General features: G+C 49.3%; 19 protein-coding genes and 2 pseudogenes. 6 read left to right on the forward strand and 15 right to left on the reverse strand.

Annotated features, from left to right (window positions below; genetic code table 11):
- Nucleotides 1-10 precede the first annotated feature (10 nt).
- Both FE784_RS25895 and FE784_RS25900 read right to left on the reverse strand, forming a co-directional pair.
- Nucleotides 11-2293, reverse strand: coding sequence for a right-handed parallel beta-helix repeat-containing protein (locus tag FE784_RS25895; RefSeq protein WP_176706518.1), 2283 nt, complete (start codon nt 2291-2293; stop codon nt 11-13).
- A gap of 19 nt (nt 2294-2312) precedes the next feature.
- On the reverse strand, nt 2313-3398 hold the full coding sequence (locus tag FE784_RS25900; protein ID WP_139605167.1) for a peptidylprolyl isomerase: 1086 nt from the start codon (nt 3396-3398) through the stop codon (nt 2313-2315).
- Nucleotides 3399-3617: 219 nt separating this feature from the next.
- Between FE784_RS25900 and FE784_RS25905 the strand changes: the two genes are divergently transcribed.
- Nucleotides 3618-4460: an AraC family transcriptional regulator gene (locus tag FE784_RS25905; RefSeq protein WP_176706519.1), complete on the forward strand. Its 843-nt coding sequence runs from the start codon at nt 3618-3620 to the stop codon at nt 4458-4460.
- A 54-nt stretch (nt 4461-4514) separates the two neighbouring features.
- Here the strand turns inward: FE784_RS25905 and FE784_RS25910 are convergent, their stop codons facing one another.
- The 6 genes and pseudogenes from FE784_RS25910 to FE784_RS25940 form a co-directional block, all read right to left on the reverse strand.
- A complete protein-coding gene (locus FE784_RS25910; protein WP_139605169.1) occupies nt 4515-5519 on the reverse strand; it encodes a Gfo/Idh/MocA family protein in 1005 nt (334 codons plus the stop codon).
- Nucleotides 5520-5539: 20 nt separating this feature from the next.
- Nucleotides 5540-6847 (reverse strand): ABC transporter substrate-binding protein, encoded by a 1308-nt coding sequence (locus tag FE784_RS25915; protein WP_139605170.1) that lies wholly within the window; start codon nt 6845-6847, stop codon nt 5540-5542.
- On the reverse strand, nt 6844-8331 hold the full coding sequence (locus FE784_RS25920; protein WP_139605171.1) for a glycoside hydrolase: 1488 nt from the start codon (nt 8329-8331) through the stop codon (nt 6844-6846). The genes FE784_RS25915 and FE784_RS25920 overlap by 4 nt, the downstream gene beginning before the upstream one ends.
- Nucleotides 8332-9163: 832 nt before the next feature.
- Entirely contained in the window at nt 9164-9757 is a 594-nt protein-coding gene (locus FE784_RS25930) for a dihydrofolate reductase family protein (protein WP_218103812.1), read from the reverse strand.
- Nucleotides 9758-10052: 295 nt separating this feature from the next.
- Nucleotides 10053-10778: a LysM peptidoglycan-binding domain-containing protein gene (locus tag FE784_RS25935; RefSeq protein ID WP_246132175.1), complete on the reverse strand. Its 726-nt coding sequence runs from the start codon at nt 10776-10778 to the stop codon at nt 10053-10055.
- Between the two features lie 186 nt (nt 10779-10964).
- Nucleotides 10965-11114: pseudogene (locus FE784_RS25940) on the reverse strand (GMC oxidoreductase); the annotation flags it as partial.
- A gap of 476 nt (nt 11115-11590) precedes the next feature.
- Here FE784_RS25940 and FE784_RS25950 point away from each other — a divergent pair.
- From FE784_RS25950 to FE784_RS25960, 3 genes are all read left to right on the forward strand, one after another.
- Nucleotides 11591-13261 carry a thiamine pyrophosphate-binding protein gene (locus tag FE784_RS25950; RefSeq protein ID WP_139605172.1) on the forward strand — a complete coding sequence of 557 codons (1671 nt, stop codon included), beginning with the start codon at nt 11591-11593 and terminating at the stop codon, nt 13259-13261.
- Nucleotides 13262-13277: 16 nt separating this feature from the next.
- Nucleotides 13278-14180: an SDR family oxidoreductase gene (locus FE784_RS25955; protein WP_139605173.1), complete on the forward strand. Its 903-nt coding sequence runs from the start codon at nt 13278-13280 to the stop codon at nt 14178-14180.
- Between the two features lie 80 nt (nt 14181-14260).
- Nucleotides 14261-14902, forward strand: a complete 642-nt coding sequence (locus tag FE784_RS25960) for a L,D-transpeptidase family protein (protein ID WP_246132178.1) — start codon at nt 14261-14263, stop codon at nt 14900-14902.
- A 282-nt stretch (nt 14903-15184) separates the two neighbouring features.
- On the opposite strand, the gene FE784_RS25965 is transcribed toward FE784_RS25960, so the two are convergent.
- From FE784_RS25965 to FE784_RS25975, 3 genes are all read right to left on the reverse strand, one after another.
- The gene (locus FE784_RS25965; protein ID WP_139605175.1) at nt 15185-15589 is read right to left on the reverse strand and encodes a GNAT family N-acetyltransferase; all 405 of its coding nucleotides are present in this window, start codon (nt 15587-15589) and stop codon (nt 15185-15187) included.
- Nucleotides 15590-15667: 78 nt separating this feature from the next.
- Nucleotides 15668-16123 carry a DinB family protein gene (locus FE784_RS25970; RefSeq protein WP_139605176.1) on the reverse strand — a complete coding sequence of 152 codons (456 nt, stop codon included), beginning with the start codon at nt 16121-16123 and terminating at the stop codon, nt 15668-15670.
- 91 nt (nt 16124-16214) lie between these two features.
- Nucleotides 16215-16736, reverse strand: coding sequence for a DinB family protein (locus FE784_RS25975; RefSeq protein ID WP_139605177.1), 522 nt, complete (start codon nt 16734-16736; stop codon nt 16215-16217).
- Nucleotides 16737-17265: 529 nt separating this feature from the next.
- Between FE784_RS25975 and FE784_RS25980 the strand changes: the two are divergent.
- A pseudogene (locus FE784_RS25980) lies at nt 17266-17427 on the forward strand (ArsB/NhaD family transporter); the annotation flags it as partial.
- 132 nt (nt 17428-17559) lie between these two features.
- Here the strand turns inward: FE784_RS25980 and FE784_RS25985 are convergent.
- Together FE784_RS25985 and FE784_RS25990 are read right to left on the reverse strand one after the other, a co-directional pair.
- Nucleotides 17560-18267 (reverse strand): DNA alkylation repair protein, encoded by a 708-nt coding sequence (locus FE784_RS25985; protein ID WP_139605178.1) that lies wholly within the window; start codon nt 18265-18267, stop codon nt 17560-17562.
- A gap of 330 nt (nt 18268-18597) precedes the next feature.
- Nucleotides 18598-19494 carry a helix-turn-helix domain-containing protein gene (locus FE784_RS25990; protein ID WP_139605179.1) on the reverse strand — a complete coding sequence of 299 codons (897 nt, stop codon included), beginning with the start codon at nt 19492-19494 and terminating at the stop codon, nt 18598-18600.
- A 148-nt stretch (nt 19495-19642) separates the two neighbouring features.
- Between FE784_RS25990 and FE784_RS25995 the strand changes: the two genes are divergently transcribed.
- Nucleotides 19643-20557 (forward strand): DMT family transporter, encoded by a 915-nt coding sequence (locus tag FE784_RS25995; RefSeq protein WP_246132176.1) that lies wholly within the window; start codon nt 19643-19645, stop codon nt 20555-20557.
- Between the two features lie 491 nt (nt 20558-21048).
- Here the strand turns inward: FE784_RS25995 and FE784_RS26000 are convergent, their stop codons facing one another.
- Nucleotides 21049-21681 carry a class I SAM-dependent methyltransferase gene (locus tag FE784_RS26000; protein ID WP_139605180.1) on the reverse strand — a complete coding sequence of 211 codons (633 nt, stop codon included), beginning with the start codon at nt 21679-21681 and terminating at the stop codon, nt 21049-21051.
- A gap of 95 nt (nt 21682-21776) precedes the next feature.
- Entirely contained in the window at nt 21777-22571 is a 795-nt protein-coding gene (locus FE784_RS26005; RefSeq protein WP_139605181.1) for a Cof-type HAD-IIB family hydrolase, read from the reverse strand.
- Nucleotides 22572-22993 lie beyond the last annotated feature (422 nt).

Genomic DNA, 22993 nt, shown 5'->3' on the forward strand with positions numbered 1-22993 from the left:
GAGACGCGATTCACGGGGTGCGGATGCCGATCGTCAAGCCGGGCTCACTCCAATTGCCGACCTTATCCCCGGCCTTTACGGTAAATGCATAATCCGAACCTAGCTCCAGCCCATTGACGGTATAGTTGTATACGCTGCCCACGACAGTGGATAGCATCCGGTTGGCTTCGTATACCCGATATTGCGTTACGCCCGTATTGTCCGTAGCCGGAGTCCATGTCAGCAAGACCGACGCAGAGCTTCCATACGTGGCGGACAGCACGCTTCCATTCGGCCAAGTCGGAGCAACCGCATCTGCCGGAACGACACTGAAATCGTCAAAATAGCCGGAAATGCCTCCGTCCAACACGGCTAGACGCAGCGATGTGCGGCTTCCGCTGTTCACGACAAGGCTGAATCGCTGCCAGTCGCCTCCGGTATGACCGATAATCGCCTGCCCGATTGTGGCCTCCTGCATGTCCAGCACTTTAAAGACGGCGATTTTGCTGGATATGCCGCTATTGTTCGTATTCGCATAAAGCGAGAAGACGTAATCCGTGTTAGGCAACACTCTAATGTCCTGACGTACTCCTCGATATCCGCCCTTGCCGGTCAGCATCAAGGACCTGGCGCCGCCTGCGGTATGATTTTGTCCGGTCGTATAGGCAAAAGGAGATGCAGGATCGCCGTAACCATAGGACCACGGCCAATTACCGGCAACCGGTGCTTCGAAGCCGGGGTTCAACAGCATGTTGACTGGCCCCGGATCTGGAGCAGGACCGTGCGCAGCCGCTTCCGGATATTCGAACGCGCCAATATCCGGATAACCGACGTATAGCGGATTCCCCCAATAATCCCGGCTTCCATTGTCCGCGATCGGCTTGCCCGCGTTGATAGCCGGCGAGGCCGCCTGCAGACGGTAGCCATCCACCCCTGTCTTGAAGTCGCTTCCGTAGCCCGGGCTTATGAATAGCGGATCGGCCTTGACCGGATTCGGGTCGTCAGGTAGGACGCCGATTCCCGTATACAGATTGGAATCGTACATAAAGTCCGGCTGATACGCTCCGCCGGCAACCGCGAAAATATTGTTCCACAGCTTAGCGCCCTCCCCGTAGCCGGTAAACCCGTCGCTACCGATCCTTAGTATGCAGTCCGGACAATAAATGTCGTTATTGTACACGTATGTTTTCTCTGGCGCCCGTATTTTCATTTCGCCGCCGGCGTCGTTCTGGCTAATGTTGTACCGGATAATATTCGCCTGGAGAGGTGCGCTGTCGCGGTATGGTGTCAACTCCTCCGTCACCAGCAAAAATCCGCCCTGATTGTCCCGGCTGTAATTGTACTGGAAAATAATCGTGCCGCCGTTTCTGACATCCGCGTCCAGCCCTTGCCCGTCAGTGATTTCTTTGACCGTCCGGGCCACTTCGTTGTATTGGAATATGGCGTCTTCCACGCAAGTCGGGAACATGCCGGCAATCCAACGGAACCCCTGACCGTTTATACCCGCATCGAGCACCGTATTGGATTCGACTAACACGTTCTTGGCCTGAGCGACGATGATGCCGTCCCGCCCGGTTTTGTTGACGACATTGTTGCGGAATACGAGGTCCCTGGAGGTTCCCGGGGAAAAGTGGAATATCCCTCCCCCCGTCACATCGTGCACATGGTTGCCGTCGATTTCCAGATTCTCGAAAACGCCGGAAGCTTGAATCGCCGCCGACCGCCACACATCGCCGTCCAAATAATTATGGATCCCTTTGACATGATGAACATCCATATTGAGGATGCGGATGCCGCGCATCGGCGGAGCGGCCGGGTCCGAGCCGGTGCCGTGAATGTAGATGCCGCTGCGCAATGCAGCCTGTGCCGAATCATTGGTTACTTCCAAGTTCTGAATCGTCCAATACTCCTGCATCGTCAACTCGATCGCGGCTCGGGTGCCGTTACCCATAATTAGCGGCTTGCTTCCGACGCCATAGCTGTCGATCGTAATGGGTGCAGCCGCCGAGCCCGAGCCGGCCGGTTTCAGTGTGCCTGTCCAGGCGCCGCCGGCCTTGAACAAGATGCGGTCGCCGGACGAGAACGTCGTCGCGTTTACTTTGCCGAGCGACTTCCATGGCGCGTCCGAATTCGTTCCCGGGTTAGCGTCGTTGCCGTCAAACGAATCGACATAATAGACAGTTCCCGTCACGCTTTGCTGCTGCTCCCGGCTTTGCGCCGACGAAGGAGATGCCTCGCGTATCGTCGACAGGCTGGCTGTCAGCAGCGCAACCATCAACGGGAAGACGATAAGGCGGATAAGCTTGTCGTTCATGTTCATCATTCTCCTTTGCTCACATATCGATCCGGTTATAGACAGGCTCGTTGATTCGGATCTGTGCCTGGCGGACCCGTTTCATCACCTCCTCCTCGTAGCGCCGATCGAGTAGAAGCGCTTTCATGTTCGTCTTTGCTTCGTCGAAAGGAATGTACCCTTGCACGGTTTTCTCCACGCCTCCCAACAATGTGAACACTCCGCTTTCTTCGATTACCGCGCTGACCTCGCTACCGGAGAGCTTGCGGGCCGCTTCCGTTACGAGTGGGCTGTACTTCGTATCGTTAGCTAAAGTTGAATCGTCAATGGTCCGTCTGCCGACAGTCCAATTTTTGGAAATTTCCGAACTTTCCGGTCCGTTAGCTTGCAGCGGCGGCTCTACCGCCCCCGATTCCAGCCATCGAATCCTTAGCCCGTTCATGGCTGTACGGAGGTTTTCCGTACCGGCGGCGTCGCCGTATGGAAAAGGTACGGAAACCACCTGGACGTGAATGGCATCCTCCTTTTTGTACAATTCCTCCTTATGCCGTTCATAGTAGTCATGAAGCTCTCTGTCGGAAGGAGCGATGCTTGGGACAAGCTTCTTCTTCAACTCCGCCGCGAGGTTGCCGAATACGATATCGTAATAAGGAAGCTTCTCATATCGTGTAGGACCGTATACGATCAAATTCCGGCTTGCCGCTTTCGCCCTGCTTGCATTCTCCTCCTCCCACCGACGCAGGAAGGCCGGATATCCGATCTCCTGCACGACGCCCTCTTGCTTCGCCCATAGTTGCTGAACTTTTATGGTTGCGCTTTCATTAATGGCCGCCATTTTCAGCTTCTGAAGGGGCACTTCCCCGCCGTAGCTGCTTGTCCAAAATTGCGAGCTGTCCCCAGCATTGTAGGATTGCTGAAAGTAGCGGTAAATTTCGGCCCGACGGGCCGTCATGATCAGCCTGAATTCCGCGACCGTGACTGGCTCTCCATCGATCATCGCCACGACCGCACGCTCTCCGTCCCCGAGGAACGACGATCTTGATTTTCCTATAATAACGATTGCCAATAGCAATGCCGCGGACACCAAAGCCGTTATCCAAACACCCCGACTGACGATTCGCTTCATATGCCGTCCCCTGTCTTTGCAGATTGTATTCGACTTTTCACGAAACGCCGACGATCTTTCACCGGCGCTGTCTGAGGCACATGCGTTCGGTTGCACGAAATCGACTTTTTTGCAAACGAATTGAAGACCGGATTCATTTTCGTATGGTAAACTGAACTTGACTATTATGGGATCTTAAACGAAACGAATCGGAACATTTCGCAGATGAGGAGGATTTCCATGCACTTGCGCAAAATCGATTTTTTGGATTTTTCGAAGGAGCAAGGCAAGGAAAGCGGAGGAGGCATTCATCCGTATCCGGAAATTTTGTTCATTCTGGAAGGGACAGCCCGGCTTCAGTGGATCGACCGCGACTATACGGCTACCTCCCCTTCCTTATTCCTGCTGCCGCCCAACACCCCGCACATGCTGTCCAACAAATCGGACTATTGTCGTTTTGGTTTCATAGAGTTGGATATGGAGGGATCGTCCAGTTTCCCTAATCTTGAGCAAGCCTATTTGTGGAATGGCATGCAGCCGGCGAACCCCGCGCAATGGCCGGCAACGGTTTTAATTTACGAAACGGCCCTGCAAATTCGAGACAATCTGAGCCCGAATAATCCTTACCGCTCGATCGCAAAGGACCTGATTATGTTGGACATCCGCAAACTGCTGCTGCTCGTCTCCTGCTTCCTGCAGACGCGCAAAGCAGGCCTTGTTACTCCATCTCCCGCAGCCGTCTTTCCCGATAAAACCAGAACGAGCGAACGCATCCATACGGTCATTCGGTATATGGAGTCCAACTACCAGCATCCGCTGACCGTAAATGTGCTGGCCTCGGAAGCTTACCTGGACGTCTCCTATTTCATCCGCTCCTTTCATAAAATCGTCGGCAAAACGCCGCTTCAATATTTACACGATCTGCGTCTGAACGCCGCCATCTGCTTTCTGTCCACGACTACCATGTCCATCCAGGACATTACGAATGAGGTCGGCTTTCAAAGCATTCACTACTTCAGCAGGCTGTTCAAGCAAAAATATGGAGTAAGCCCGTCCTTGTGGAGAACGCGGCAAATCTGCTGAGAGGAACGAACGTCAGGGAACTGCAAATTCCCTGACGTTTCACTATACCCGGGGTTATTCGAATGGAACAGGCAATTCTTGGCCGGCAGCTGCCGACGTCCCGGTCGTTTCGAGAACCGCTATTACCCGCCGCGTCTGCTCCGGTTTCACCTCGAGATCTGCGCCGTTCATCAAATGGTCGGCTATATTGCTGTAATACGCCATTGTTTGACTAGGCATATACGGGATTTTGCTCTCGATCTGGACGCCATTCTCCTCGGTCTGCAGCGTCAGATGGCCTTCGCCATTATCCAATACCGCGCCTTTCGTTCCGAGGAAACGCCGGGCCGCCTTTCCTAGACGAGCGATCGAGGATTGCTGCACATGGGCGAATGCGCCATTCTCGAACGAGAGGATACAGTCTATATGGTCTTCGTTCGTGCTCTCGTGCCAGATGCGGTTCTGCACGTATCCGCGGACGGAACGGACCGGGCCCGGCACGGTGCGGAGCAGCCAGTCGATATAGTGAGCCCCCCAATCGTAGAACGCGCCTCCGGACAGCCGTTTGTCGGAGCGCCACCAGTCGCGAGGACGCTGGTAGGAGCCGAAAAACATTTCAACGTGAAAAATGTCGCCAAGCACTCCTTTCCGGATCAGATCCTGCAGCGTCAAAAACCAGCCGTCCCACCTGCGGTTATGGTACACGCTCAGCATCAATTGCTTCTGCTCCGCCAGACGGACGAGCGCATCGGCATCCTCGACGCGGATGCACATCGGCTTTTCCACGATGCAATGCTTGCCGCTCTCCAAAATCCGCTTGGCGAGATCCGCATGCGTGTTGTGCGGCGTAATGACCGTAATCAGATCCAGATCATCCTGCGCCAGCAGCTCCGCTACATCGGTAAAGGTACGTATGCCGGGGAAATCCTGGCCAGCCTGCTCGGCTCTGGCAATATCGAGATCACAGACTGCGGCGAATTCGAAGCCGGCCTTCATCATCTGACTGGCGTGCTCCTTGCCCATGTTATACGCGCCGCCGTATCCGATTACGGCGCTCTTCCATACTCGCTTGCTTTCCATCGTCTTCCTCCGACTTCGTTTTATTTCGCTTTAAGCTCGGCGATCTTCTTGGTAAATTCCTCGTCAGCCTGCCTGAGTGCCGTATTGATGTCGCTTTTGCCTGTCACGTAGTTCAATAACTGGTTGCTTGCACTCGTCACTCCATCCCGGTCATACACCGTAACCGGAGGAATGACCGGATAGGTTTGGGTAAACAGCGGCTTGAGATTTTTGCCCTTGGCGGCCGGATTGTTCTCGAACGCATGCTCCAGTAGGGTTGTATCCTTCAGTGCGGAGAGGCGCCCATTTTTACTCGCTTCCACCTGCACTTCGGGATCGGTGCTCAAAAATGCGATGATCTGGAAAGCCAGATCGCCATGCTTGCTGCCTTGGGGCAGCAGGAAGCCGTCGGAGAACAACCCGGCGTTGACGTTTGGCTTCGCCTTGAGCGTCGGGAACGTAACCACGTCCCACCGGAAGCCCTCCTTCTCCGCGGCGACCATGTCTGTGTTTTGCAGAAGCAATATGTCTGGGAGCATGGCGGTCGTTCTCGCCTTCAGAAATTCGTCCCTCGTGCCGAATGGGCTTTTGAGCGGCTGATTGGATACGTCGTTAATCCGCTTGAACAAATCGAACAGCGCTTTCCAGCCGTCGCTCATGAGCTGCGATTTCTCCGTTTTCGCATCGATAAACGCCAGCTCGCTTTGCATTTGCAGACGATTCAACGAATACGGCGGGCGCAGGCCGACATAGCTTGCATCATTTTCACTACGCGTCAGCGTCTTGCCGAGCTCGATTACTTCGTCCCAGTTCATGTTGTCCTTCGGATAAGCGACCCCGAACTTGTCGAATATGTCTTTGTTGTAATGCAGGGCGAATGCGAGGACGTTGTAAGGCATGTAGTAGATTTGGCCCTGCTCCGAGTAAGATTTGATATTGTCGATCATTCTCGTATCGTATTTGTTGAAATCGAAGCCATGCTTCTTGGCAAGAGGCTGCAGGTCGATCGGCACCTTGAGCGGTGTCAGCATGTTGATGTTGGTCAAGCCGCCCCATATGATGTCCGGAATGTCGCCCGTCTGCAGCAGTTCCTCGATCGTGCTGCCTTTCTGGTTTTTGACGAGCTCCAGCGTAACATTCGGAAACTTCTTCTTGACGAACTGGTTGATATATTTCTCGAAATCGTCGAGCACCGTATGGGCGTAAAATTTCAGCGTGACGGGCTCCGCCGCCTTCGTCCCGGCCGTGCCGCCCGGCGTTGGCACGCTTTCTGGCTTCGTGTCTCCGCCGCAGGCCGTCGTTGCTGCCGTGATGGCGAGAAGTATGGATGCGAGCGCTATTTTTTTCATCGAATTTCTAACCCTCCAGTTGCCGCTTGGTCGCGGAATGATGGTACGCGGTGGAACGTAATGTAGTTGGCGTCGTGAAAATTGTGGGCCCCGTTCAACGCCGTGCGCGACACGAACAGCAGATCGTCCCCGTCGGCTATCCAGTCCGCGTATTGGAAGCCGACCTGTTTGTCGTTCTCGGGCCAGCCGTTATCCTCGTAATTCAGAACGTCCCGGACGACCTCCCAGTGCTCCATGTCCGACGAGCGGACAAGCGCCAGCACGTTCCGCTGCCCCGCGTTCGCTCCGGTGACCCGGCTGACCAGAGACCAATATTTTTGCGAGCGCTCATCGAATTGGACCGTAAATTTGGACATATTGCCGTGAAAATCGATCGTTTTGCCGAAGACGAGCGGCGCGTCGGGGTGTTCCGCATCGGCGTATAACACGATCGTTCTGCCATGGCTCGGCAAGCCCCCGATCGTCTGATAGCGGGGAATGACCGCGAGCCGCCCGTCGGGGGCGACGACGGCGTTGCCTTCCAGCAAGTTCGGAAGCGAGCCGCCGCTGATCGCGCCAGGCCATTGCGGATCGTACGGGAGGAACGGAGTCACCGTCCAGCTTGCCGAATCGAGCAAATCCGCCTCTATCGGCGCAGACAGCATGCCGGTGCGATGTCCCCCGGACTTCCAAGCGCCATAGTCAATCGACGTCCAGATCCGGTTGCGGTGAACGATCACCGGCATCGGTGCCTTATGTGGTCCTCCGGTTTCCCGCGTACCGCCCTTCATCAATATTGTCGGAGCGCTCCACGTATTCCCGCCGTCCTCGGAACAACCGATCAGCAAATCCCCATATTCCGTACTTGTGCCGAGCATGTACAGCCGCTCGCAATGGACGAAGAGCTTTCCCCAGAAGCAGGGGGACAAGTAGTTGATGAAACGCCATGCCCGCCCGTTGTCGTCAGAACTGAAAATCATGCTCAAATTTTGCCCGGCTTCCATCCAGAACACGTCGTGCGACACGACAAGCCGCCCGTCGGGAAGCTTGACGATCGAAGGACTGGCCGTCGACCGTCCGGAGAAATCGTACGTCCTATCCTCCGGATGAATGTAGTTGACGATCGTTCCCGGTACGTGCCCACACCGGAACAATCGGACCGGACCTACGACGGGATCGTTGGAGCCATCCTGCGTAATCCAGGTCAGATGAAGCCGGTAATCGATCCCATTTTTCAAGTTCGAAATGGTAGCGTTTCCATATCCAGCGCCTGCATCGAATCTCTTTATGACCGACTCTCCGCCCTCAGGCTGCAAAGTCGCCTCGATCACAAGAGGTGCACGGTCTCCTTCACCCTTTGCATTCAAGCGCCAACTAATCTGAACTTCCCCGTCTCCCGGCGCTACCCGGTCGATATGCAGCGCGTTCGCGAGGCTTCCGAATTCCCCTGTCCAGCCATCCTGACCGCCGCTGTTCCATGCCCGCTTTGTCAAATTGCCGTTCAACCGCTCTCCCCCCATCAATCGCATATGATCTGCTTCGTTGATCGCTTACAGGTTCTAATCATAGCAAAGCGGTTGCGGCGGGTCTTTAGAGAAAATCCCTTATTATGCCGTGCGGCCCACCTGTGAGAAACCGCTTTCTCGCGCTTCCTTTTCACAACCGTTTGCACAATATCGTCATGTCAAAAATAGGTTTGCCCCAAATCGTATTTGGGTATTGCCGCTCCGCTCAACCGAATCCGCCTAGTTAAAAAGCCTCCATCCCATTTGTACAGGGGTTGGAGGCTCTTGGGCTCTTGGGCTCTTGGGCTCTTGGGCTCTTGGGCTCTTGGGCTCTTGGGCTCTTGGGCTCTTGGGCTCTTGGGCTCTTGGGCTCTTGGGCTCTTGGGCTCTTGGGCTCTTGGGCTCTTGGGCTCTTGGGCTCTTGGGCTCTTGGGCTCTTGGGCTCTTGGGCTCTTGGGCTCTTGGGCTCTTGGGCTCTTGGGCTCTTGGGCTCTTGGGCTCTTGGGCTCTTGGGCTCTTGGGCTCTTGGGCTCTTGGGCTCTTGGGCTCTTGGGCTCTTGGGCTCTTGGGCTCTTGGGCTCTTGGGCTCTTGGGCTCTTGGGCTCTTGGGCTCTTGGGCTCTTGGGCTCTTGGGCTCTTGGGCTCTTGGGCTCTTGGGCTCTTGGTAAGAATGCGTTCTCTCTCCTGACTCGTAAAGAAAAATGTAGGTGGACTTTGGTGAAGACTATTGGGATAGGCAGAAGCAACAATCTATTGTAAAATTTGCCGTTCGAAGACCGGAATGCTTAGTTTACTCAGTGACATGTTGCAGCACAAGAATGATTACAAATATTTATTTGATGATACGATATCTAAGGTGGGTTGTCCCATGAGATTCTAATGCCCTAATAGGTTCAAGCTGGATACATTCGGATCCGAAATGATCAAACAAACGAATCCCCTCTGTAAGTAGTACGGGGGCTATATGCACCTGAATCTCGTCAAGGAGCGATGCTTCGAGGCATTGTTGCGCTACTGCCGCACCACCCAACACATATACGTCTTTATCGCCTGCCGACTCCTTGGCCTCCCGTATGGCAACTTCAATGCCTTCTGAGACAAAGGAAAATACAGTCCCGCCTTGAGGAACGTTTTCCGGGATGTCGTGGGAGAGCACATATACAGGAACACCACGAATTGGATGATTTCCACCCCATCCGGATGTAATATCATAGACTCGTCTGCCGGCAACTATGGCTCCCGTCCTTTCGAACAGCTCATTCAAGATTTCGCTTTTCTTAAAAATACCGGTTTTGAAATCCAGAATCCACTCATGCAAACGCTCTACGTCGTCAGCCTTTCCAGCAATAAATCCATCCAGTGACATCGAGATGTCTAAAAATACCTTCCCATCCGGTTCATCCCCTTCTAGGCTCTTTGATTTCAAGGAATCGCTCACCCCATTCTACCATTTAGGAAGAAATCTTATTTCTTCTAAATTGCTAAGCGGTCAAAATTAGACAGACCGAAAAGGCCCACTTTTATCAGTGGACCTTGTTTTGTGCGCTTAGAGGTATTTTTTCTTCCATTAATCACTTGGGCCTTGGCCATTTCGTGACAAACATGGATTTCCATAGAACGATCTCAAATAGGATTGGAGCGTATACAGGTGCGCATATAACAAAAAACATGTCTAAGACAACCTGACATGTGGATACTTACAAATACACGTTAGAAATCTATTAAAAAATATTGGGAAACTGCTTTACGATTCCATCTGTAAATGCATCTGCCATCTCCAGAGCCTGCTTCTCAATCTGGTCGTAGGTATCGATATCGGATTTGTATGTTTTGGATAACCGGTACACTGCTTCATCTTTTGTCATGCGCAAATGCTCGTGCAGCATGTTACTCAAGACTGATTTTGGCCAATTGGGGTTGATACTATTTAGAAAACCAGCGATTTCATCCGCATTGGCATACCATTTTCTTTCCGTTTCCGCGGCCGCTTGGCTATTGCCGGCTTTAGCTTCTTTAACAAGTTGTGCGGCCAACACAAGATGATCTCTAAATAAGCTGCTAAATTTCGAAGCTACGGCGTCGCCATAGTAACGTCTAAACACTTCGGCCATATCCGGGGGATTCCGGAGGAGACGTTCCGTGACCAACTCCTCATCCGGCAGCCCTGCTGCAATACTTATGATCAGCATCCTGGTCCACGCCACATGTTGTTCCCAAAGCGTTCGAAAAACTTGGTTCAACTCTTCTTCCGCCTTACTGATCGTTAAAGATTTTTGTATAGATGCAGATTCATTTCTTAAAGATGTTAGGGACGGTTGTGCATACGGAATATAATGATGCCCATTTTGAAAATGGTATGGGTAAGTCCCTGGATAACCAACATTTATTGCTGTACGAAACGAAGGTTGAAACCGCGGATCTGGCGACCACGGAGTTGAATAGTACATTCTTTCCCCTCCAACATAGTCATTTACCTATTAAGCATATGTGATAAAGACGTGATTGGTCTGGGCTTTTAACTACATTTCCTTCAACATGAGTATTCCTGCACTTCCACATTGTATAAGAACCGCCTTCCGCTGTATGGTGAACAAGGGAGGGTTCGAATACGAAAGGGCCGGTTAACCCGGCCCCTACAATTCAAGCATCTTGGCTTTTTCCTCGATATAGTCCGCCGTTCTTAGTGCAAGCGACATAACCGTATTCGTCGGATTACCGGCACCCGAAGTGACAAAAAGGCTTGCATCGCATATAAACAGGTTGGGAATGTCATGGGTTTGTCCATCTTCTCGTCCATCACATCGAATGATGGATAGTGGCTTTGATTTAACATAGGATCACCGCGCCTTCCCATACACTGCCATCAAACCGAGTACGCTTAAAGCGGAGAACATTAAAGGAAGGGCGATCGGCGGTCCAATAAGAAAGTTGCGCAACGCCCAACCCCCGACCCGAACCCCTACACCCCGGAAATGGAAGTAAAAGCCGATCAAGCCGGCTTTAACGCCGAAACATCAGCACCAGAAACAGCGTATGCAACCAAGGAGCGTTATACCAAGTCAAAATGATACCCGATATAAAGAAAATAGGCGCGGAAATGACAGGGACCCACATCGATTTATGGTTAAAATTTTGAAACTATTCCAACGTCTATCGACTTCGTCCTCCATGCTTGTACTAAGCGTATTCATGTCCTAGTAATAATTGATTATCGTACATGACATACTACCTGGAAAAGGAAGCGAGGGAGCGCAGCCGCATGCCGAGCTCACTGACTGCGAAGGAATCGAATGCCAAACGAATAGTAATAAAGCCACAGTCTCGTATTCCGCAGCCTGTAGCGCAAGTGATTCTTGAACAACTTCAACTATGGGGAGTACAGCGGATATACGGGGTCGTCGGGGATGCCGTATTCGGACTCATGGACGCGCTTGCCAAACAAAATACCATTTCATTTATTGCCGTCAAACACGAATCCGTGGCCGCTATGATGGCTTCGGCGGAGGCGAAATTAACCGGCAAACTTGGTGTTTGTATCGCGCAGATGGGTCCGGGACTTGCCAATCTCATCAACGGGTTGGGCGACGCTTTTTTGGACAACGCCCCGGTGCTTGCGATCACCGGGCAAGCGCCGCTCAACAAAATAGGCACTTCCTACAAGCAGTACATCAATCAACAACAGTTGGTGCATGCGGTTTCGCTTTACAGTCAATTGGTCATACATCCGGATGCAGTAGTCCAATCGCTTACTCAAGCGATGTACACATCCGTATTACACCGAACCGTTTCCCACCTGTCCATTTCATCGGATGTATTTGGCATGACGACTTCTATGCAGCCGTCAGAACAACCTCATTTATCCGTCCCTGTTCCCGATCCGACGGACTTGCATGAAGCATTGCATCTTATGCAATCCGCCAAAAAACCTATGATATTGACGGGAAATGGTGCAAGATCCGCCCGCGAATCCATCCAAGCTTTAGCGGATACTTGGGGATGCGGAATTGCGATGAGCTACGGAGCGATCGGAGTTATTCCGGATACGAATCCATTGATGTTGAACGGTCTCGGAGAGGGCGGCAACCCCTATCTTCCAGCATTGTTCCGAAAGGCGGATGTTGTGCTTGCTATTGAAACGTCGTGGTGGCCGGAAGGAATGGTTCCCGATACGGCAAAAGTTGTCCGAATCGCCCAGCATCAAGCCGACCTCGGTACGGCTCCGGCGGATATCCGATTCGTCGGGGATGCGGCAAGTCTTGTTCAGCAATTGGTCGAGGGACTGCGGCGACATAATCCCAAACCCGCTTGGATCCATGAGGTTCAGCAGTGCAAACGGGCATGGTCGGCACAAAACGAAAACGAGAGGTGCCAACCCGGATCTCCGCTTCCCCCCTCAAGCATTATCGGATTCATGGAACAATATATAGACGAAGATGCAGTGATTGCCCTGGATGAGGGCGATTGTACGCTCTGGTTCATGAGAAATTATCGGGGAAAACGACAATGCGTCTTGCTCTCCGACCGGTGGCGAACAATGGGATTCGGACTTCCTGCCGCGATGGCGGCCAAATTATGCTCGCCGCAAAAACAAGTCGTCTGTGTGACAGGCGATGGCGGTTTGGGAATGGTATTAGCCGACTTATTAACCGCCGCCCGATACGGTTTGCCGCTCACCGTTATTGTCTTTAACAACGGTACGTTGCAAATGGAACGGGACAAAATGATCATGATGGGACTTGCACCCGAAGGAACGAAACTCGCTAATCCGGACTTCACCAAAGTAGCGGAAGCTTGCGGATGGAATGCTTATCGAATCGAAAACGATGAACAATTGAAAGATGCGTTAATCCAAGCCCAAACAAGCAAAAGAGCGGTTTTGCTCGATGTGCTTACTGCCCCAATTCCACATCCGGACTTCAAATCGCAATAAAAAGGAGAATCAATCCATGGCTACGACGACAACGCAAAATCCGAATCAAACCCAGCCTCAAACGCAGCCTATCCCCCCTTATCCGTCTCAACACCAAAATCGGCAGCCGGGTATTGAAGCGCTTATGAATCCGAGACCCGTATTCGATAATCCAAGCTACACCGGCAGCGGGAAATTGAAGGATAAAGTGGCGGTCATTACCGGCGGCGATAGCGGTCAAGGACGGGCCATTGCCGTCGCCTTTGCCAAGGAAGGCGCAGATGTCGTCATCGTTTACTTGAATGAACATTCCGACGCGGCAGAAACAAAGCAATTCGTAGAACAAAAAGGTCGCAAGTGTATATCTATTGCCGGGGATATCGGAAACGAAGCGTTTTGCCGACAGGTGGTGGAACAAACGATTGCGCAATTCGGCAAGCTGGATATTTTAGTCAACAATGCCGCGGAACAACATGTACAAAACAGCTTGGAGAACATCAGTTCCGCACAGATGGAAAAAACGTTCCGGACGAATTTCTTCTCCATCTTCTATTTGTCCAAAGCCGCATTGCCCCTTATGAAACCCGGTAGCACCATCATCAATGCAGCGTCGCTTACCGCATACGAAGGAAACGAACAATTGATCGATTATTCCGCGACAAAAGGAGCGATTGTATCTTTCACACGTTCCTTGTCCAAGTCCCTGCAAGGCAAAGGCATTCGCGTCAACGGTGTCGTACCCGGAACGATATGGACTCCGCTCATTCCGGCTTCTTTCGCGGCAGATCAAGTGGCGAATTGGGGCGGAAGTACTCCGATGAAACGGGCGGGGCAGCCATACGAAATCGCCCCTGCCTACGTCTATTTGGCATCAGATGATTCTTCCTATGTATCCGGTCAATTTATTCATGTCACCGGCGGAGTGATTATGAACGGATAGTGTGGGGATCACAAATGATGAAACAAGAAATACTTATCCGGTTTTGTCGAGTTGTTACAATCATTTTACTCATTTCGAGCATGTGCGGAAAAGTTGGTGTACGGCCTGCATATGCCGATCCAGCGCTGCCGATCGTATCCGATCAAGGGGAATATGTGATTGAAGTTTTCCCCCAGCAACATAAACTAATTGTGTGGAAGCTAGGACAGAAATTGAAAACTTATCCCGTTGCCGTTGGCAATCCAGCCACCCCTACCCCTATCGGGGAATACAAGGTCATCTATAAAGGGGAAAACTGGGGGGAAGCGTTTGGTCCGCGATGGCTTGGATTAAATGTCCCTTGGGGCACTTATGGTATACACGGCACGAACAAACCGCATTCCATCGGGCAGCATTTGAGCCACGGTTGTATCCGTATGCGTAACAGGGATGTCGTCGAACTATTCGAGATGGTTCCAATCGGAACAAAAGTAGCAATCTACGGTCATGTACTAGGAGATCCGGGGCGCGGTCCGAGAGATTTGGCAGAAGGAGACGTCGGCGGAGATGTACAGCTGATTCAGTCCCGATTGAAGAGCGCTGGATACTATAACGGGGTTTGTGATGGCAAGTTTCGTTCGAATACAACAGCTGCTTTAAAAAAATTTCAACGTGATCGACGCTTGGCACAGAATGGCGTCGTCTCAAGTAAGGTATATGAAGAATTAGGATTGTTGGAGTGAATGCATCATTCAGCTAAAAACGGTACGCCAGCTCCGCTCTCTGTGCGTTTCTTCCATAAGCGCCGCTCCCTTGCCCGCTTTCCCTGCATCCATTACAGCCGGACCTGGCGAAACGCCCTGTAAGTGTGACGGAATTGCAGCACCGCGCAAGAGTAAGGTCGGGACCACAGCGACGGCTTCCACGATATCCGTAACTTTGCGGCCGGGCTCGATGATTCCAAGCTGCCATTCCGTTCTGGCAGCCTCGTCTTAATTGACCATCGAGCTCTGGTTCCCGTTTGTTTAGCTCTCGAATTTTTTCATAAAATTTTTTTGGTCCTTTGTAAAAGTATAACCGCGCCGTTCGTAGAACCTGTGGGCATGTATTCGGCTTGGGTGGGATAACAGTTTCATTCCGGAAAATCCATTGTCCTTTCCCCACCGCTCTAGACGCTCGATCAAAATGCCGCCTATCCCTTGTTTCCTATAACTTTCTCTAACAACAAATCCCATGACGTTTATTAAAGAGTCGGAAAACAGCAATTCATACGGGGTTCCATGAATGTATCCTATTACCTCGTTGTTTTGCTCGTAAACAAAGATGATGTCTTTGGTTTTCTTCATAATGGTATCAATCTTCGCCTTTACTTTCTCTTCGGAAAAATATGAGCCTAAGATACCTGTAGCCGGATCAAAGCCTACTGCCATTCCAGATGTTTCACGCTATCGTTCTCCGTTAGTTCAATGCCAATCCCATTCCGAGAAAATGGTGATTATTAGGCCCTGTTAGAGCCTCGCGAACGTGATGTAATCGACTTGGACAGGCTCTGCCGATTCGATCCGAAGTGCCCGGTTGATCTGTCCCCGGTGATATTGCCCATGTAAGAGGACCTGCGACAGGATGTCCCGGACGGACGTTCGGAACGGAACCCCGCTCTGGTTCGCATAGTCGATCATCTCGTCCAACTCGGATTCCTCGAGCCTTTCGATATAGACGCGATATTGCTCGGCGTTTTCTTCGAACATTGTCCGGATCGCCGTCAGGTCTTCCGCTTCCTCCCACAACGAATATTGCACGCTGCCCTTGCCCTGCAATCGGGACAGCCAGACTCGTTCCGCGACCGCTACGTGCCGAACCAGCTTCAGAAGGTCCTTGTTCTTCGTCTCACTCTCCTCGAGCGCGTCCAAGATGCGTCCGTCCGCCCAGTACAGGTGGTCCATCATGCACTTGATTGTCTTCATTTCGGTTTCCCCCTCTTCGTCTCATCGATTACTTGAACCTACTGTCTCCGTTAGCGAAATGAACAACGACTACACTTTTCGTACACCACTTTTATTTTGAAAAGGTATACCACTTTCTGAGAAGATTAATATGTGCCTGATGATAGCGGCTATGGTCGGCTATATGCCATAATCCCCAGCGAATGGTTGCTTGCTTTTCATTTTCATGACCAAATGTGACAACTTTGCCTAGGTCAGCATCTGTTAATTGTATACATGTATCTTTCAACATTTTTAACACACCTTCATAATGAGACATCAGTGTATTCAAAGACATCCCTTCGACCATCGGAAGCCTGTTATTTGCATCTATCATGGGTCCATATTGTTCTTTTAGAGACTCTGGAAGCGGTTGTCCTTTCATTCGATAAACCCAATTGAGATCAACATACATGATATGTTTTATTAACTGTGCTGTACTGTTGAAGCTGATATCGGGACCCTTGTAATCTACTTCTTCTTGCGACATGCCTTCAGTGATGAATCGTAGTCGCTGGCTATTTTCTTTCACAGCGGAAAATAACATTCCCACAATTGGCGACATGTTATCTTCACCTTGTAAATCGTAAAACATCTCTCTTCCTCCCATCTTACATCCGCCCTTTGGATCTTTTTACATTTAACCATATTATAGAATTTCCTTATTGAATCGAAACCCTTTTTGAGTCACTTCATCACTCCTCGTTTTGTTACAACATATCCTCCTAATTTCTTCAAGTTAATTCCATTATCCTGCCCGTTAGCGGAGCGAGGCGTAATCCACACGGCAGCCTCGACTTCAGTACATGAATATTTCGCCCTATCGCCGTTTACGTTTCGTTCTCGTATTCCTACACGCGCCGATAAAAAGTCGGTTTTGACATGCCGATTCGCCTCATAGCTTCCGCGGCCGTCACCCTTCCTTCTTTCCATTGCCGGTACACCTGGATAAATGCTCCATCGATTCGCGGAACTTAATGAGTTGCCGTTCCGGATTTTGATCTTTGGCCGAAACTCGCCCATACCCCAACCTCATCTTATCCTACTCCCTCGTCTCAAAATCTCCTGTTCAAGCAACTAATTCGTAGGGTTTCTATGGTTTACATTGCTTTCCTTATTTTTTAATCACCTTAACATTTGTCATTTGGCAGCCCAAGGGGCTGAACATCGGCTGGTCGGCTAGTGCCGGGGCTATTCTCGCCTTGATGTTCGGCGTAGTCAGCTTCACGGACGTCGGTACCGTTACCGGCATTGTCTGGAATGCCCCCTTGGCATTTGTGGCCATTTATTGTTCTAAACGGATGAGGTGGTCTACTAGTTCGGCTTTTGTAGACTGCATATAACGCTGTCCCCATTTGTCCTATCCTGGTCGTCATAATTCCGGCCGGGTTGTTTTCTTGTGGCAGGACAGTAGAAGATTAACACCTTACATGCTTGCGTTTGAAGCCAAGTTTCCCTCTCTCTACAGTCTTTTGAATATTTTCGACAGCGTTTAGGAACTTCCTTTTTCCCATGTCACTTTTGACTTCTAACGGGCATACTGCCTTCGCGGTTGCGACCGCCTTGTCATGGAGTGGTAAAAAGGAAGTCGCCACTGTGTATATAAAATTAATCATTGAGTATTTCGTTCGCACGGGAGCATTGTAAATCGCATTTCCCACTTGTTCAAGCATCTTGGTAAGTTTGCTTTCCGAAAATTCGCTATCCGGACGACTACCCAACAGCCAGCAATAACAACTCCAACCTGCTGACATTCTCAAATCTTCGCCACTTGCAATCCACTTATCGGCAACATCTTGCGCAATATCCGCTTCCGACAAAGTGACCGCCACTACAAAATCGGACAGCATATAAAAATATGCCGAATCCAGCCAACGGTCATAATCCGCCTCAGTCATTGAGTTTGGCTCAGCTATGATTCCGGCAAAGTACATTGCGTCGTAATTCCCCGTGGCATAGAGCTGCTCCGCCAAGGGTTGATTGTGCTTGGTCTTTTTGAAAATCGGCTTCATTTCTCCTGTCGCCACGCCAAAAAGCGGCTCCCGCGCGCCATTGGATAGGTACATCTTCTTGAGTCGTTCCTTGCCGAGAGCCTCTAGTTCATGCATAACCATTTCTATATTCATCGTTTTACACTTCCTTCGTCTGGAGGGTTTGCCGATATTCCTAAGCATAGGATACCTAACTCCATTCAAGGGTACCACTGCCCAACCCACTTTACCAAAGGCGCCAGGGAGAAACAGTAGGAGGAGATAAAGAAAAAGTCCCAAGAATTGAATTATTGGTTAGCTAATACGTCCCAGAATGTTCCTTCTGTGACGTGTTTGTGAGTTACCGGACGTACTCACAGGTAAGTCGTCGATATGTTCATTTGCCAAAACACTTTACAGAATGTCCTTCTGGAAAGTGTTTTTTGGATCGGCGAACATACCTAGCAAAACGGTATTTTCAGTGTTTTATGATGGTGTCTGTACATTTCGAATTTTTCGGTATTCCTTAGGTGTAATATCGCGCTGCTTTTTAAAGGACTGGATAAAGTGATTGACGTGATTGAAACCCACTATTCGGGCTATCTCGGTTACTGTATACTCCGTCGTTTCTAACAACTCGCAGCTCTTTTTAATCCGATACTTAACCAAGTAATCGTAAGGAGTCATATGGATGCTTTTTTTGAAGCTGCGAGCGCACTCCGAAACGCTCAAATGGGCTACGTCAGCAATTTCCTTCAAAGTAATAAGGTTCGTATAGTTTTGGTGGATAAAGCTAAGCATCAATTGCAATCTCTCTTGTTGGAGTCTGTTATGTTTAGAGGATTCCTCTGAAGATAACATAATATTGGAGATTAGAATTAGCCATAGCTGAACCGTATGGATGGAAATCTCATACTGCCATCCCCATGATTCTTTCCTTTCAAATTTCTTCTTCATCTCCCATAGAATTTGCAGGATTTGCTTTTGCCACTCCGCGTCTCCTTTGATTACCAATGATAATAAGTATGAATTGGTGTAAGGAAGGACATGGTTCCTTTCCATCGCGCTATCCGAATAAAAGGCGAGCAGCTTCTCCGGAAAATTAAAGCTCACATATTCACCGTCATGACTTAGGTACGTAACAATGTGCAGAACGCTCTTATTGAGAAAAATGGCTTGACCCGTTTCTAAACCGTAATCTATACCGTTGATTCGTATCGTAAGATTCCCTTTGGTGACTAAGGTCATTTGTAATTCTTCGTGCCAATGAAGATCGTTAACTCCCCTGCCTTTCGGAATGGAACTCCGATTCGTATGAATGTACATGATGTATGGGAAGGCCTCGTCAGGATACTGAATGGCTTCATGCAGTTGTTTTTTCAAGAGGTACACTCCTTAATTGACGATATTTCAATATTAAATAGAGATATAGTTACACAATTTAAACGTCGGTGATGATATTATTATATCCAACTTCGACATCTCCTTACAAATCCGTGCACAGGTAACCGTCGAACAGCTGGGAGGAACCGTGGTTAAGTTAAATAAAGCTTCTTTGCTTTCTCATCCGTTTATAATGTTGTTTATCAGTATCTTGTCTGTTTCTATCTCTTCGATCCTGATCAAGCTATCAGATACGCCCACTTCCGTGGCAGGGATGTACAGATTGTTTATTTCCGTTGCCATCATGCTCGTATTTGTCCCTTGGAGTACGCTCCGCACCATAGAAATGAATAAAAAAGACTGGGGCATCGTTGTGATTGCCGGTCTTTTTCTAGGGCTGCACTTTTTATTCTGGATGGAATCCTTGGTCTATACTTCGGTGGCCAGCTCCATGGTCATCTTGTCGTTGCAGCCCTTGTTCGTGATGATCGGATCCTACTTTTTGTTTAGGGAACAGGCTAATTTTTTGACCGTTTCTTGCTTGATAACTGCTTTTCTTGGTTCTCTTCTGATTGCATGGGGAGACATAGGAATTTCGAAAGAAGCGCTAATTGGAGACGGCTTATCGTTAATAGGCACGCTCTTCGTTTCAGCCTATATGCTCGCAGGGCAGAGAGTCAGCCGCAAAATCGATGCAAATGTATACAGCATAATTGTTTTTTTTATCGGTGGCACCGTTATGCTCATCTATAATTTGTTGAATAGTTACTCTTTAACGGAATACGACTCCTCCGATTGGACTTATTTTTTATTGCTTGCGATCATCCCGACTATCCTTGGACAATATATTTTTAATCTATTATTGAAATCGATCGGGGCGACTACCGTCTCGGTTGGCATTATCGGAGAACCTGTTCTCGCTATTATGCTTGCTTACTTATTATTAGGGGAAACCATTTCTTTGTTTCAGTTCATGGGAGGCCTGGGGACGTTATTCGGCATGGGAATGTATTTTTGGTCAAAATCTTTCATTGGGAGGAAGAAAGTTGGCAACCATGGATGATTTTTTGAAACTCGATATTCGTGTCGGAACTATCTCTATTTTTGAATTGATGTTAGAATTCCATTTTCAAAGCCGCAAAGACTAGCTACGTGCCAACTCGCCGTCCTCCATAACTGAATTTTTCAATATCGTAAAAGTAATATTTTTTGTGATCCTTATTGAAATGATCCGAGGAGAAATAAGCTCTAACACATTTAAGATCCCAATAGATCCAGATTCCACCTTTGTCATTGATTTTGACTAAATACTTCATGAGCTCCTTTGGTTCTAATATTCTTTCGTGCCTAGCACCTTCATCAACTAAATAATCCAAATATACGTGTAAATTACTCATCTTACTATTATTCTACCGATTAATTTAGCGTATCTGGCCGATTTTCCCACTAAGCTATCCTACTCTTTAGTTCGACAAAAAAGCAGCCAAACGTTGTACGCCGGCTGCTGTCGTGTTGCTAAGCTATCGTGCCCGTTAGCACAACGGCGGGTCTGCCTCATCGAACGTAAGCCGCTAGCTCCCAACAAATTTTCGGCTTCCCATAGCGATGCATGTCCGTTTCCGTTAACACCTCGATAGACCAATTTGCAAATAACCGTCGCAAATCTGATTCGTCAAAAAAACGTTTTTGCCGCCCCTCGTGCTCATAATAATGATGCTCCACTTGGAGCCCCTGCCCAGCACCATAATTAACATCGCGCGTGGAATTAAACCGTGCCAGCAGTAATCCGCTGGTGCCGACAACTCTCGCAATCTCGTTAACTATAGAAACAGTATCGTCCCAGTGAAAATAATGCAGTGACAAGTCCGCGACAATCGCCCTCGCGCTGCTATCCGGAAATGGCAATCCGCCCGTCATATCGAACAGCATTGTTTCTGCGCCCGGAATATATTTGTGTATAATCGCCAACGCCTTTGAGGAGAAGTCGCAGGCGATGACCCGATAACCTCTTTCTGTTAAAAACAAAGAGTCGCAGCCAGAACCGCAGCCAAGATCAATGACCGGTCCATCTTGAGCCGATGCCAGCCTCGGATCATATTTTTCCAGCCAAAAATCCCCTTGTGGCTTGCCGAGCATGAGATCGGAAAATACCTCGTTCCAATTCTCAGCTTCCGAACGCTTCGTCATAGTCAGTTCCTCACTCTAGAGTGTAATAATTGGTTGCAAGCCAGCCGATCATCTGTCCGACTGCCCGTTTCCCGTTAGTGTCACAATTACGCCATTCACAGTACGAATTTCTCAAGTGCTACAGCAACACCATCATTATCATTGGATTCGGTAATGTACTTCGCACAATCTTTTAATTCCGTTATCCCATTACCCATTGCAATTGGAAATCCGCACATATGGAAAAGTCCCAAATCGTTAAAATCATCTCCGAATACCATTACATGTTCCGAATTTATCCCGATATCATTTAATACTGACTTCACTGCATTTTCTTTTGATGCTGATTTATGCATGATTTGAACCAATACTCCTCTATCGGTTGCGATTACGTTAATCTGGTCACCGAATTTTTGAATAACATCTCTCCATGTGCTATAACCGAGAGCTAGTATTTTTGTCGGGGAGATTGAACTGATAAAATCATAATCGACTATCTGCGGTTTAGGCTCATTCGAACGGGCACCGAACTGAGCACTCTCTGTGTCAGGAACTGGTGTGCACGTATACCATAAGTCATTTACTTCATATGAGATTGTTGACTGAGGCTCACTCGACCTAATGAATTCGTTAATCTGTTGGCTAACCTCTATAGGGATACTAATGTGCTGCTGAGTCTGCTTGGATTTGCATTTTATCAGGGCACCATTGTAGAAAACCATGTAGTCTACAAAAGGGATAGCCTTTACAAATTGTTCAGCTGCTCTAGGCGGTCGTGCCGTGGCAACAATAATATGAATTCCTGAATCAAAACACCTTTTAACGGCACTATAATTTCGAGGAGATATGGATTTATCACTATCAAGTAATGTTCCGTCCAAGTCTAATACAATTGCCTGTATTTCTGCCACTTACATTCCCCCACAGTTTAATTTTTCCAATTATACATAAATAACTGTACAAATGGTAGTACATTATTAAATTAATCTGCCCGTCATTCTTGCCGGCTGCCGTCGTATTGTCTTTATTCAGCTATCGCCCGCTAGCTCAATGGTTTTCAACGTTTAAAAGGAGATTGTACGTGATCACTAAGCAAATCGATACCGCCCCAAGCTCCCTTGCTTCTTTTACATACCGCAGTCCAATCTCGATATTTAGCTTTTGATCGGGAATGCTGCAATTGTATTGCACCGTCGCAATAGTAAAGGTTTTCAATCGTCACACCCTCATAAAAAATAATAATGTTGAATGATTTAAAGAAGGCTTCCGCGAACGCCCCTTAATGCAATGTTGATGTATTCTAGAAGTCATGCAAAAAAGGAGCTGCCGCACA

The sequence above is a fragment of the Paenibacillus hemerocallicola genome (genome assembly GCF_006265175.1).
GTDB lineage: Bacteria > Bacillota > Bacilli > Paenibacillales > NBRC-103111 > Paenibacillus_AB > Paenibacillus_AB hemerocallicola.

What these genes read in the sequence shown, in the direction of transcription:
- FE784_RS25895 (WP_176706518.1), bottom strand. Translation starts at nt 2,293, where the DNA reads ATGAACGACAAGCTTATCCGCCTTATCGTCTTCCCGTTGATGGTTGCG.
- FE784_RS25900 (WP_139605167.1), bottom strand. Translation starts at nt 3,398, where the DNA reads ATGAAGCGAATCGTCAGTCGGGGTGTTTGGATAACGGCTTTGGTGTCC.
- FE784_RS25905 (WP_176706519.1), top strand. Translation starts at nt 3,618, where the DNA reads ATGCACTTGCGCAAAATCGATTTTTTGGATTTTTCGAAGGAGCAAGGC.
- FE784_RS25910 (WP_139605169.1), bottom strand. Translation starts at nt 5,519, where the DNA reads ATGGAAAGCAAGCGAGTATGGAAGAGCGCCGTAATCGGATACGGCGGC.
- FE784_RS25915 (WP_139605170.1), bottom strand. Translation starts at nt 6,847, where the DNA reads ATGAAAAAAATAGCGCTCGCATCCATACTTCTCGCCATCACGGCAGCA.
- FE784_RS25935 (WP_246132175.1), bottom strand. Translation starts at nt 10,778, where the DNA reads ATGTACTATTCAACTCCGTGGTCGCCAGATCCGCGGTTTCAACCTTCG.
- FE784_RS25950 (WP_139605172.1), top strand. Translation starts at nt 11,591, where the DNA reads ATGCCGAGCTCACTGACTGCGAAGGAATCGAATGCCAAACGAATAGTA.
- FE784_RS25955 (WP_139605173.1), top strand. Translation starts at nt 13,278, where the DNA reads ATGGCTACGACGACAACGCAAAATCCGAATCAAACCCAGCCTCAAACG.
- FE784_RS25960 (WP_246132178.1), top strand. Translation starts at nt 14,261, where the DNA reads ATGTGCGGAAAAGTTGGTGTACGGCCTGCATATGCCGATCCAGCGCTG.
- FE784_RS25965 (WP_139605175.1), bottom strand. Translation starts at nt 15,589, where the DNA reads ATGGCAGTAGGCTTTGATCCGGCTACAGGTATCTTAGGCTCATATTTT.
- FE784_RS25970 (WP_139605176.1), bottom strand. Translation starts at nt 16,123, where the DNA reads ATGAAGACAATCAAGTGCATGATGGACCACCTGTACTGGGCGGACGGA.
- FE784_RS25975 (WP_139605177.1), bottom strand. Translation starts at nt 16,736, where the DNA reads ATGTTTTACGATTTACAAGGTGAAGATAACATGTCGCCAATTGTGGGA.
- FE784_RS25985 (WP_139605178.1), bottom strand. Translation starts at nt 18,267, where the DNA reads ATGAATATAGAAATGGTTATGCATGAACTAGAGGCTCTCGGCAAGGAA.
- FE784_RS26000 (WP_139605180.1), bottom strand. Translation starts at nt 21,681, where the DNA reads ATGACGAAGCGTTCGGAAGCTGAGAATTGGAACGAGGTATTTTCCGAT.